A 13,127-nucleotide genomic window follows, 5' to 3' on the forward strand; every position below is an offset into this window, starting at 1 on the left:
TTATGAAAAAACTATTAGTCGTAGCTTTAGGTCTTTTTCTGATTGCATGTGGATCGGACGAGAAAAAGAAAAAAGAAGAAGAAACAAAGCAAGAAGAAACTAAAAAACAAGAAGAGGTACAGCCAACAGAGAAAGAAGTGGCTATCATGAATTTACCTGAACTTCCTAAGCTTTCTCAACAACCAGTAATCATTCATGAAGAAATGCATCAATTTTCTGATGACATTCAATTTGAAGAAGTTGCGGTAGTTAATGGAGAAACTTCGGGAACGCATAGCTTTTTATTTTATATAGCAGATAATACCAACTTAGAAGCATTATCTCAATATACATTGGCTATGATGGTATATCCAGAAAATCCTAAATCATTAGCAAGTCCTAGCGATCAGAAAAAAGGCTTTATGGTTAAGAGTACTAAATGTACAGTTATGAGAGAAGGAAAATATCCTGTAATAATGTTTAAGGATTACCCTGCTGATTTCAAAAATGTAAAGGAAATAAAAGTATATTTATATACTAAGGATGGAATCTTAAATCCTAAAAGACAAAAATTGATTATCAAAGACATTTCTTTGTAAAATCAAACAATAACACTGTAAAGGTCTTTTTAGGATTTCCTAAAAAGACCTTTGTTGTAAAACAATAGTATTTTCTCAGTTTAAAAAAGGATGCAAAAACTTTATAGTAATCTAATATCAGCCAAGGGGTTAGCCGTATTTTCTGGATTGCTATTTCTGCTAAATTTTTTATCCAAATTTTTAAAAGAAATCTGTTCGGTTAGAATTCCAGTATATCCAAGTACGGTATTAAAATTTCTAGCAGTTGCATTACTCTTAATCTATTTTGTGATGTATCTAAAAACAAAAAAGTTTGCCAGATACATTTATATTCTCATCCTTCTTTTTGGGATTGATCTTATTATCAAAAGCTTTCAAGAGATTTCGTTTGACATACTGTATAGTAGATCGTATTACTTCTTTAAAGGAATTTTTCTATTTCTATTTTTTATTGCCATTAAAGATCTTGATAAAAAAGACTTAGAAAAACCTATCAAAATTTTGTTCTTTATAGGAAAGCTTAATTTACTATTAATTTTAATAGGTGCCGCTTTCGATATTAATCTTTTCCAGTCATATCCGCATACAGATCGTTTTGGATACAACGGTATCATGGCTGAACCAGGTATTAGTAGTTATTTTTATATCTTATTAACTTCCATCGCTTATGTACGGTATAGATACCAGAATGATACGTATTGGACCACCATTTTCATGCTGATAGCGACAGCTTTTTTAGGAACAAAGTCAGGGTATTTATATATAGGAATATTAATTTTTATTCATCTACTGTATATATTAAAAAAGACGGCGTATCAAATATCATTTGTAGCTGTTCTTCTTACAACGGCAATTCTACTAAAAGATAAATTAATACAAATTGCAATCAACTCGTTCAATTTTGGAACTTACCTATATGAAAAGCATGGATTAATTACCTTCATTACCTCCAAAAGAGATTTGTTGTTAGAAGATACTATTGGGTATATTTCAGAAAATTGGACAGTTGTACAATACATGATTGGAGGAATGGATTTTAGAAAACATAGAGTAGAGTTTGAATTTATAGATGTTTTTCTCTTTTTTGGTTTAATAGGATTCTTTGTATATATCATAGCCTTAAAAAAAATGTTTCTTTCAACTAAGCAAAAAGTACTTTACGTATTATTTCTTCTAACGGTTTTGTTAATCTCTTCTTTGAGTGGGAATCTATTTTTTTCTATAACCAATTCATTTTGTTTTGTACTTGTGTTTATATATCTAAACAAGAGTTTAACCGTCACAAAAAGTGCATAGTTTTATGAAAATAATTACTGAAAATATATTTAAGAATACGTCACTAAATCAGGTGATTGTTACCCTTGCTTTGGCATTTGTTTTTATAATGAATGTGAGCGAAAAAATTTCTACACTATTGCTAGTTACACTTTTTGTAGTAAGTCTCTTCAATATAAAAAATTTTGATATCCAAAAGTTTAAGCCAGTAAGCGTATTAATAGTGTTATTCAGTATCTATATAGCCACTCATTTTTTGATGGATGAGGTATTTTCTATCAAAACGATAGAAAAACGCTTCTCGCTAGTTGCTCTACCTATAATTTTTTCTGTACTACGTATTGACAAAAAAGCTTTTTATGCCATTTGTAAGTTTTTTGTGTTGGGAGTAATTTTGGGTTGTTTCTTAAATCTTTTAGAACCTTTTGTATTTGATTTCGATTGGAGCACATTTACTTTTAATGAAATTCCTGATAAGAAAAAAATTATTTTCAAAGGGGATAATTATTGGATGAATCACTTCTATTCTGTCTATTTTTCAAATTTCATGGATCGATCCTATTATGGTGTATACTTAAGTTTAGCGATTGCAGCAGTATGGCATGTGCTAAATTGGAAAATGATGCAGAAATTACTTTGGATGCTATTCTTTGTAATTCACATATTTCTCTCTAACAGTTTAATGGGGATTTTAGGTCTGGGAGCAGTAGTATTTTTTGCTATTCTAAAGATGAGAAAAGCCTATTTATTACTAGCGTTTCCTCTATTTTTTGTATTGGCTGCGTTACTATCTCCACGTTTTTCAAAATATATTTCTCAAACATGGACGTATATGAACGATTTTGATGCAATTCCCAAAGATTTTTTACGCTACCGATGGGAAATGTGGAAAGCATCTGTACAGCTCATCAGTGAACAACCTTTGTGGGGCTATGGCAAAGAAGGTTTTGACGTAGCTTTTAATGCTCGGATTCACAAAAATGTAGGTTGGAGTTATAACATCCTAAACAATGTAGGTTTCAACTCTCATAATCAATATTTACAAGTATTTGGTGAAGCCGGAATCTTTGGCTTTTTAGCATATCTTGCGGTTATCATTACATACATAGTAACAGTTATTAAACAAAAAGCAACAAACAAGTATTTAAAATTTACTTTTATAGCTTTAATCATCATATTCTCTTTTTCGGAGACAGTATTAAATAGATATATTGGGATATCTTTTTTTACCTTCTTTTATTGTTTTTTCTTAGTAAAAACAACGGAAGAAGCCTAAAATTACTACATTTGTTGAAAATTTTAAGTCGTGAAGAACAATAGTATCCTTAAAATAATGATCCTTCTCATCAAGAACATGGATATCTTTCAAGTTCGAGGCTTACGAGGGATAAGATGGTTTCTTTATAGAAAGTATTATGGAGCACCTAAATTGTATGTAGACAGCGGAGTAGATATATCATCCGCACATACAAATAGCAATGCACGATTTGAAGGGACAGGAAAAATAAACCTTGGAAAAGGAGTATATATTGATTATTCAGGTGGTGTTAAAATTGGGCATGCAGTAGCAATCTCTTCTGGCGCAAAAATTTTTACGCACAATCATGATATCAACGGTAAATTTAAAGACTGGCAAAAAAATGGAATAACGTATTCAGATGTTGTAATTGAAGACTATGTCTGGGTAGGTTCAGATGCACTCATTATGCCATCTGTAAAACGTTTGGGAGAAGGAAGTATAATTGGCTCAGGAGCCATTGTGACAAAAGATACAGAACCTTATGGTATTTATGTTGGGAATCCAGCAAAGAAAATAGCCATGAGAAATGTGGAGGAACTCAATGAATAAAATTCTTAAAATTTTACCATCACTTAGCCTATATGGGTTAGGACTTGCTAGCTTTTTCTTTCTAGATATTTATATTTCAACAGCAGAATATAGTAAGGAATTTATAAGTCAATGGGCTTTTTATAAATCCAGTATTTTTATTCTAGGTGGATTTTGTATTCTAGGTTTTGATCAAGTAATGATTCGTGAGCCTAAATTACATTTTTACATTAAAAAAAAGTTTCTATTTCAATCTTTCATCATAAGTAGTATTGGAACAACGCTAGTTTGGTTGTTTTATCCCATAGAAAATATTTGGCTATTTTTTATGGTATTGAACTTATTTTCAATCACAGTTTTTTTATCAGGAATTTTTAGAGCAAACCAAAAATATACGATAGCACAGTTGGCAACCAATGGTTGGAAAATAGTAGTAGTGGTTATCTTTTTTATAATTGCACAAAAAGAAATGCTCAACTTTTTAGGAATTAGCCTAGCAATTATCTGCTTTGTATTAATCATAGTGTATTTAAAACTTTATGGTACGCCAGAAACAGGCGAAAAAGCTCTCAAATACGAAGATTATAGGAAAACAGGAATAGCTTTTTTTCTTCACAACATGACTTTAACAAGCGCAGTGTATGGCGAACAATTTATAATTAACCTATATGGGAACGATTATATTTCATCACAACTTTTCACATACTTCGCTATTTTTAGTCCAATTATCCTTAGTGCTAATGGTTTTATAGGGTTCATCATCGGACCAAAACTAAGAGCCAAAGAAAAAGTAACGCGAAAAGACTACAACTCACTACAAGTTAAACTAATTGTTTTTGCCATAGTAATGGCAATCATATCTTTTGTGGTAGGAATATTTTTATTAGATAGATTCAAAAATGTACCATTTAGTGAAATTAACCTTTGGTTAGTTTCCGCAGTACTTATTACTTGTATGATTCGAACAGTGTACACAACATCTTCGCTGTATTTAGGGATTTTTGCAAGTAATAAGCATTTATACAAAACAGCAGGACTCAATTGGGGCGCTTTAATCGCGTATATAATTTTAATATTAGTAGTATTAATTACTGGCATGGATTCAAGTGTCCTCGTGGTTGGTATTGCTTGTTTAACAGCATTGCATTGGACAATTCGATTGATGATATCCCATACATATGCCATTAAGTTTTTTTATAATGAAGAATATTAAGATTGTTGCACCACTTTCATCTCTCTCAGAACGTACGCGTTTGTACAAACTAACATTGTTTTTACACGATGACCTAGGGTATAAAAACATTAGCCATATAGGATGGGAACGAATTTCTGGAGAAAGAGAAGAAAAACGATTTGATTTTGAAATTGACAAAAAAATAATCCTTGAAGGCGGTGGTTATGGAACAGGAAAAGTAAAATGGCTCTACTTTTTGTGGATGATAAAAACATTTTTTTACTGTCTTAAATTTGGAAAAAAAGACATTGTATGGGCTTTGGGTTTTGAAAGTGCTTTTCCAGCGATGGTAGCATCCAAAATTAAAGGATTCAAGTTGGTTTTTGATGATGCTGATAGGTTTTCAATGATTTTTAAATTTCCTTCTATAATAGATAAAATCATCAAATTTTTTGAAAAACTCACGTCTCGAAATGTTACATATCATGTTGTTCCTGGTGCTGAACGATATGATTTTCCTTCAAAGAAATTTTATATATTAAAAAATACACCAAGCGAGAGCCAAATAGAAAAAGCCAAACAAATCAGTGAGAATTTAGAAAAACCTGCTAATTTTGTTATCAATATAAATGGTTGGTTAGGCTCTGGAAGAGGAATGCAAGAAGCTTTAGCACTTACCAATCGTTTGGAAACGGAAGATTTTAAAATCGTATTAATTGGAAAGTTAGATTGTGAAGCTGCTGAAACATTGGCTAAGCATAAAAATGTACTTTACAAAGGAAAATTATCCAATGCCGAAACATTAGCAAACTACTTTATATCAGACATGGTTTTGACCTATTATGATCCTAAATTAGAAATCAATCAGTATGCTGAGTCTAACAAATGGGGAGATGCTATCAAAACTGGTATAGGAATCATTGTTAATGAAGAAGTCAAATCGGCTAAGTTTATAAAAGACAATGATTTGGGGATTATAGTTCCCTACAATGATGTAAACGCCTTGGTAGCGCAAGTGCAAAAAGTATTGAACAACTCAGAAGAATTGAAAAGAATCAAACAAAATTCGAAAAACTATTCATCTGTGATGCTGTATTATGAAGATCAATTAAAAGAACTTTTTAAAAAAATAGATCATGAAGAAACCAGGTAAACTCGAAAAAATATACTTCTTCATCTTAGTAAAGATGGTTTCTAATTTTAGTCCGAGAAGAGCAACAAATATTCAGTATAAGTTTTTCAAAAAGTGGGGAATGAAGTTTAATGATAAGCCAAACTACATTTCTTCAAAAATATGGTTTGATGGTACAGATTATAGTCTTATTTCTATCGGAAAAGAAGTAACAATGTCTAGTTATATTCGAGTTTTAACTCATGACTGGTCACCTCATACCATTGCAAAAGCATTTGATATTCCGCAAGAAAAACCTTTAGGAATCATCAAAGGAGTTGAAATTGGAGACTTTTCATTTGTTGGAACTGGAACGATATTAATGCCTGGTTGTAAAATAGGAAAAGGATGTATTATTGGAGCAGGAACTATTGTAAGAGGTACTATTCCTGATTTTAGTATTTACATTGGTAGTCCAGGAAAAATAGTTGGAGACTCTAGAAAATATTTAAAATCTAAATTTCCAGAAGTAGATGTGCCTGGATTCAATGAGTAAAAAAACAACGTGATAGTACTTTTAGCCATATTATTAATTATAGTATTAGGTTTTACAGCCTATTTTATTATCCAAAGGGGTATTGGAGCGATATACTCTAATCCGTTGGTTTTGGGAATACTATTTTTTGCTGTAATTCATCTTTTGCTGCCTTTAATGCAATTAAATGCAGATTATTATAGGTATCAAGAGGAGTATCATTCTTTTACAATTTTACTATCAATTCTACTTGTAGTTATTGGACAGTTTGTATACATGTTGTTCTTTTCTCGATTCAAATTAGATTACTATCAAGTATTCAAAGATGTAAAAGGAAGAAACAAAGAGCTTAGCAGAATTCTCAATATGACAATTTTGGTGTTTTTAGTAGGTGCCTATTTTTCATATAAAAACTTATCTGTAATTCTATCTGTTGGAGTTTCCGAATACTTACGCGACCGAATAAGCTATGGACAAGGGAAGGGAGTCCAAATGTTATTTGCACACTGGTCGTATCTTTCAGTGTTCATTTTTATCTTTTGTTATTTCTTAGCAACTCAAAAAAAACTAAAACGAAAAGCGCTTTTCTTTACAATAGTTTCGATAGGTGTAAGTGCTACATATTATATTCTAAATAGTAATCGAAACTCCATATTTACAATGTTATTGATTATTGGCGGCGCATGGTTAATCAATAATAAAATGTTAAATACCAAAGTAAATAAAAAACAAGCGAAAATTATTGGCTCAATATTTTTGTTGCTCATATTCGCTTTTACATTATTCTTTAACATTGGTAAAGAACGTTATGCGATATATGCTTCAAGACATAAAGAGTTTAAATATTCAACGGTAAAATCGCTCAATGGAGCGTTTGGAAACCATGAAAATATATTGTGGCTCTTGGAAAATGATTATGAAAATCTATGGGGACAAACCTATGTTGCCGGATTTACAAATTTTGTTCCTCGAAGTTTATGGGCTAACAAACCCTTAGGTGCTGGACCTAAATTAAAAAACTTTATTGATCCTGGGAGTTATGTTGCAGGAGGAAAGAAAAACTCTTCGTTGACCACAGGGTTTTTTACAGAACTACAAATGAACTATGGGATAGTAGGAATGGTTGTTTTTCCAATTATCATCGCAGTTTCATTAGGATTCATGTTACAGTCGTTAAACAGATCAAGATACATAATTGTTAGAATGGCATCCTTTTTTATCGCCATTATGTTCTCAACATTATTTTATTATGCAGAATTTCTTGGCTTTTTCTCAAGATTCATTATATCCCTCATACCATTTTTCATTATATACTTTTTTATAAGTATACGATTCAAATTCAAAAGTTCTAATACAAAACTAAATACAATACATTCGTGAAACAAATATTACAGTCTTTTAAAACGGGAGTTACAGAATTAGCTGATTTGCCAGCTCCTAAAGTAAAATCAGGACAAGTACTCATACAAACAACAAGAAGTTTAGTCTCTCTTGGAACAGAAAGAATGTTGGTTGAATTTGGTAAAGCATCATTAATCCAAAAAGCAAGACAACAACCTGATAAAGTAAAAATGGTTCTTGATAAAATCAAAACGGAAGGCCTAATGCCTACTCTTGAAGCCGTTTTTAATAAACTAGAGCAACCATTGCCATTAGGATACTGTAATGTTGGAAAGGTAATTGCTGTTGGTAAAGGTGTGACCGACTTTAAAGTAGGTGATAGAGTAGCATCTAATGGACAACATGCAGAATTTGTTTCTGTGCCTCAAAATTTAGTGGCACACATTCCAGATACTATTTCCGATGATGAAGCTGCCTTTACAGTGATAGGCTCAATCGGATTACAAGGAATACGTTTGGTTAATCCAACCATGGGGGAAACAATTGTTGTAATTGGATTAGGTCTTATAGGACTCTTAACTGCAGAAATGCTAGTTGCAAATGGATGTAAAGTAATTGGATATGACTTAGACGATAACAAAGTTGAGATTGCTAAACAAAAAGGGATTATAGCGTTCAATCCTTTAAAAGGAAATGATCCTGTAAAATTTGTACTAGAAAACACAAATCAAATAGGAGCAGACGGTGTTGTTATCACAGCTTCTGCAAAAAACAATCAAATCATCTCGCAAGCCGCACAAATGAGTAGAAAACGAGGGCGAATAACACTTGTAGGAGTGATTGGACTTGACATTTCTAGAGCAGAATTTTATGAAAAAGAACTTACGTTCCAAGTGTCTTGCTCGTACGGTCCTGGTCGTTATGATGATGATTATGAATTTAAGGGAATTGATTATCCTTTACCATTTGTTCGTTGGACAGAGAAGCGAAATTTTGAAACAGTTTTACAACTCATTGCTTCCGGAAAATTAGAAGTAAAGAGCTTGATTTCTGAAATAGTTCCATTAGAAGAGTTTGATAAAATTTATGGAGATATTGGAAACTCAAAATCCATAGCTTCTCTTATAAAATATAGTGAAGAAACAATTCCTGAAAGTACAATTGTAGTCAATCAAAAAGAACTACAACCTAGCAAAGGTATTATTGGTTTGGTAGGAGCAGGAAACTTTACCAAAATGACATTATTGCCTGCTCTTAAGGGTTCTGATGCACAAATTAAACATATTGTGTCTTCGGGAGGTGTTAATGGAACAGCATTGGCTAAAAAACATAATATTGCACAAAGTACAACAGACTATGATTTAGTGTTAGACGATAAGGAAGTGGATGTAGTCATGATTACGACTCGTCATAACTTACATGCTAATATGGTAATTAAGGCTTTAGAAAAAGGAAAACATGTATTTGTAGAAAAGCCATTAGCACTTAATCATGAAGAATTAAAAGCAATTGAAACAAGTTATCAAAAAAGTAATGGAACATTAATGATTGGTTTTAACCGTCGTTTTTCTCCACATACACAAAAAATTAAATCGTTGGTAGGTGATGCGCCAATGAACATTATTGCAACGATGAATGCTGGAGCTATTCCTCCAGAAGTGTGGGTTCATGACATGGAAGTTGGCGGCGGACGAATCATTGGAGAAGCATGTCATTACTTAGATCTTATCGTATATTTAACAGGAAGTAAAATTAAAGCAGTTTGTATGAATGCTTTAGGAGAAAATCCTGCTGAAAATACCGACAATGCATCTATTCTAGTAAAATTAGAAAATGGATCTACAGGAGTTGTAAACTATTTTGCAAACGGTTCTAAATCATATGTAAAAGAACGATTAGAAGTCTTTTCGCAAGAAAAAACACTAATCATGAATAACTTCATCAAAACAACAGGATATGGAGTTAAAGGGTTTTCAAAGCTAAAAACAAAGCTAGACAAAGGTCATAAAGCACAATTTGGAGCTATTGTAAACAAAATAAAAGAAGGAGATATTGCTTTAATTCCGTATGAAGAATTAATCAATGTAACAAAAGCAAGTTTTGCTGCCATTCAGAGTTTGAAGGAAGGAAAATGGATTGAAGTAGAATAAAAGTAAGCTTTACAAGCTAATAGAATACCATCATGATTCAAAAAATAAAAAAGATAGCGAACCTTATCTCCAATATGGGAATGCGCTATCTTTTTTTTCGCATCTTTTATACCATCAAGACAAAACTTGGTTGGCAAAAAAAGGCATTTCCTATACAACCTGAAAAAACGGAGTATATTACTTTGGCAAGTTGGAGAAACAACGTACCTCCGTTTTTCTTTTATGGAAAAGAAATTCCAAACTTAGCAAAGCAAAAAGAAGAAGCATTAAAAGAAACCTTTGAAGATATTCAGAAAGGAATTTTTACGTTCTTTAATAAAACCAAAATAAAGCTGGGGAAAGACTACAACTGGCTAGTTAATCCTTCAACTGGATACCGATACAATAGCAACAAACATTGGTCGGAAATTCAAGACTTATCCAAAGAAGCGGGCGACATTAAGTACGTATGGGAAAAAGCGCGTTTTTCATTTATATATGATATAATACGATATGATTTTCATTTTGAAGAAGATCAATCGGAATTTGTTTTTAAGGAAATTGAAGATTTTATAGAAAACAATCCAATCAATCAAGGACCAAACTATAAATGTAGCCAAGAAATCAGTTTGCGCGTTATGAATTGGACATTTGCTCTGTATTATTATAAAGACTCTTCCAATTTGACAGACAGCTTATTTCAAAAAATAATGCATGCTATTTACTGGCAATTGCATCATGTATATCATAATATTCATTTTTCGAGAATAACGGTGCGTAACAATCACGCCATTACAGAAACTTTGATGTTATACCTTTCGGCAAAACTTTTCCCGTTCATGCCAAATGTAAAGAAATGGAGCAACCAAGGAAAAAAATGGTTTGAACAAGAAATTGCATATCAAATCTATGAAGATGGTACATTTTTGCAATTTTCAATGAACTACCATAGAGTCGCTGTACAATTGCTTACATGGGGAATTCAACTTGCAAAACTCAACAATGAAAAATTTAGTGAAGTCGTTTACAATCGCGCGCAAAAATCACTTGACTTTTTAGATGCTTGTATGGATCCAATTTCAGGGCAATTGCCTAATTATGGTTCTAATGATGGAGCATTATTTTTTAAGTTGACAAGTGATGATTATAGAGTATATCGCTCCCAATTGGACGATTTGAGAGCCATACTTTATGGATATACTTATTATCATTCCAAAAGTGCGTTTTGGTACGGAATTCAACCAATTCAGAAAACGGCTAAGCCTATTCCAGAAATTAGTTCGTTCGACAAAAGTGGGTATTATATCTTTCAGGATAACAATGTTAAAACATTTATTCGATGTGGAGCTTATAAAGACAGGCCTTTTCAATCGGACAATTTACACTTAGATATTTGGGCAAATGGAATCAATTATCTTAGAGACAGCGGGTCATACAAATACAACACTTCCAAAGAAGAAGTAGGCTATTTTAATGGTTGTGAAGGTCATAATACAGTTAGTATTTCTAAGACCGATCAAATGGTAAAAGGAGGACGGTTTATATGGTACTATTGGGTGAAAAAAGCAAAAGCAATTCTCCAAAAAGAAACACACACCTATAACTTTGAAGGGACTATACATGCATTCAAACAGTTAGGAGACAACATACAACATACAAGAAAAGTACAAAAGCAACAAGGAGAAAATAACTGGAAAATAACCGACATTATTCAAAACAAGGGAAATTACACCATGTATCAATATTGGCATGTACATCCAGAATATAAACATGATGTTGAGATTATAACAACGGATGAAAACAACCAACCAATAACGCCACTCATTGAAGAAAAGTGGTTTTCTGGATATTATGGTGTAAAAGAAAAGTCAATAAGACTTACATTTGCAAGTGAAAAGAATGTGTTTAACACTACAATACGTATCAAACAATAGATGAGAATATTATTAATTCATCAATATTTCTTAGAAAAAGGAGATGGAGGCGGATCACGCTTTAATGAAATGACACAAGTTTGGGCAAAACAAGGTCACGAAATAACAGTCCTTGCAGGAATGGTGCACTATGCAACAGGAAAAAAAGCAGATCGCTACAAAGGAAAGTTTACATACAAAGATGAGCAATTCTATGAAAATGTTGATGTGGTTCGATGTCACGTTTCAGAGAGCTATAATGTGAATTTTTTAGGGCGATTATGGGCATATTTTTCGTTTGTCTTTTCAAGTATCTACGCAGGATTGTTCAAAACGAAAGGAAAATATGATGTTATTGTAGTAACCTCTCCACCATTATTTGTTGGAATTACAGCATATGTTTTGTCAAAACTCAAACGATTACCATTTGTTTTTGAAATCAGAGATTTATGGCCAGAATCAGCAATTGACACCGGTGTTTTGAAAAGTGGAATTATGATCAAATTTGCTTATTGGTTTGAAAAATTCATATACAAAAGAGCAAAGCTAATCAATGTACTCACCCCGGCATTTCGAGATAAACTTATAAACGACAAAAAAGTACCTGCCGAAAAAGTAATTTTTATTCCAAATGCTGCTGATTTCTCCTTGGCGGAAAAAATTCAAACAAACTTTGATGCAGTTGGCTTTAAAAAAGAACTTGGATTACAAGATAAATTTGTCATTACTTATGTTGGTGCACATGGTGTAGCCAATCATTTAATTCAATTAGTACAGGCTGCCGAAAAACTCACAGATACCAACGTAGTTTTTCAACTCATTGGTGCAGGAATGCGTAAAGAGGCACTTATAGAAGAAGCTCAAAAAAGAAATTTGACAAATGTAATTTTTAGAGATCCAGTATCCAAAAAGGAAGTATTCAAATATATTCTAGCTTCTGATGCTGGAGCATCTGTATTGAAAAAAGTAGATACATTTAAAACGATTTACTCTAACAAAACGTTTGATTATATGTCATGCAAGCGTCCTATATTGTTAGCCATTGATGGTGTTTCAAGAGAGTTAGTTAACGAGGCGCAATGCGGCGTTTATGTGGAACCTGAAAATATAGATGCAATTGTTGAAGGCGTGAAGTTGCTAGCGAGCAAAAGCGCTTCAGAAATTGAAAAAATGGGGGCTAGTGGTTACTCGTATGCTAAAGAGCATTTTGATAGAGAAAAATTAGCAAAAACCTACGTAGAAAAAATCAAATCAATTCTTTAAA

At 32.3% G+C, this 13,127-nt stretch carries 11 protein-coding genes; all 11 read left to right on the top strand.

Annotated elements, in window-relative coordinates; all coding sequences use genetic code 11:
* The first annotated feature begins 2 nt into the window (after positions 1–2).
* The 11 genes from AA088_RS03160 to AA088_RS03210 all read left to right on the top strand — a co-directional run bounded on the left by AA088_RS03160 (position 3) and on the right by AA088_RS03210 (position 13,126).
* Complete coding sequence (locus AA088_RS03160; protein WP_046743487.1) at positions 3–578, top strand: hypothetical protein; 576 nt, start codon at positions 3–5, stop codon at positions 576–578.
* A gap of 90 nt (positions 579–668) precedes the next feature.
* Positions 669–1,853, top strand: coding sequence for a hypothetical protein (locus AA088_RS03165; protein WP_046743488.1), 1,185 nt, complete (start codon positions 669–671; stop codon positions 1,851–1,853).
* Positions 1,854–1,857: 4 nt separating this feature from the next.
* Positions 1,858–3,108, top strand: coding sequence for an O-antigen ligase family protein (locus AA088_RS03170; RefSeq protein ID WP_082106529.1), 1,251 nt, complete (start codon positions 1,858–1,860; stop codon positions 3,106–3,108).
* Between the two features lie 57 nt (positions 3,109–3,165).
* A complete protein-coding gene (locus AA088_RS03175) occupies positions 3,166–3,681 on the top strand; it encodes an acyltransferase (RefSeq protein ID WP_052752764.1) in 516 nt (171 codons plus the stop codon).
* On the top strand, positions 3,674–4,873 hold the full coding sequence (locus AA088_RS03180) for a hypothetical protein (RefSeq protein WP_046743490.1): 1,200 nt from the start codon (positions 3,674–3,676) through the stop codon (positions 4,871–4,873). Before AA088_RS03175 ends, AA088_RS03180 begins: the two co-directional genes overlap by 8 nt.
* Entirely contained in the window at positions 4,860–5,987 is a 1,128-nt protein-coding gene (locus AA088_RS03185; RefSeq protein ID WP_046743491.1) for a glycosyltransferase family protein, read from the top strand. The genes AA088_RS03180 and AA088_RS03185 overlap by 14 nt, the downstream gene beginning before the upstream one ends.
* Positions 5,971–6,501 carry an acyltransferase gene (locus AA088_RS17530; RefSeq protein ID WP_052752765.1) on the top strand — a complete coding sequence of 177 codons (531 nt, stop codon included), beginning with the start codon at positions 5,971–5,973 and terminating at the stop codon, positions 6,499–6,501. Before AA088_RS03185 ends, AA088_RS17530 begins: the two co-directional genes overlap by 17 nt.
* Positions 6,502–6,510: 9 nt before the next feature.
* Positions 6,511–7,860, top strand: a complete 1,350-nt coding sequence (locus tag AA088_RS03195; protein ID WP_082106531.1) for an O-antigen polymerase — start codon at positions 6,511–6,513, stop codon at positions 7,858–7,860.
* The gene (locus AA088_RS03200; protein WP_046743493.1) at positions 7,857–9,971 is read left to right on the top strand and encodes a bi-domain-containing oxidoreductase; all 2,115 of its coding nucleotides are present in this window, start codon (positions 7,857–7,859) and stop codon (positions 9,969–9,971) included. Before AA088_RS03195 ends, AA088_RS03200 begins: the two co-directional genes overlap by 4 nt.
* 32 nt (positions 9,972–10,003) lie before the next feature.
* On the top strand, positions 10,004–11,884 hold the full coding sequence (locus AA088_RS03205; protein WP_046743494.1) for an alginate lyase family protein: 1,881 nt from the start codon (positions 10,004–10,006) through the stop codon (positions 11,882–11,884).
* Positions 11,885–13,126: a glycosyltransferase family 4 protein gene (locus AA088_RS03210; protein ID WP_046743495.1), complete on the top strand. Its 1,242-nt coding sequence runs from the start codon at positions 11,885–11,887 to the stop codon at positions 13,124–13,126.
* Position 13,127 lies beyond the last annotated feature (1 nt).

This window comes from Kordia zhangzhouensis, from assembly GCF_001005305.1.
Classification (GTDB): domain Bacteria; phylum Bacteroidota; class Bacteroidia; order Flavobacteriales; family Flavobacteriaceae; genus Kordia; species Kordia zhangzhouensis.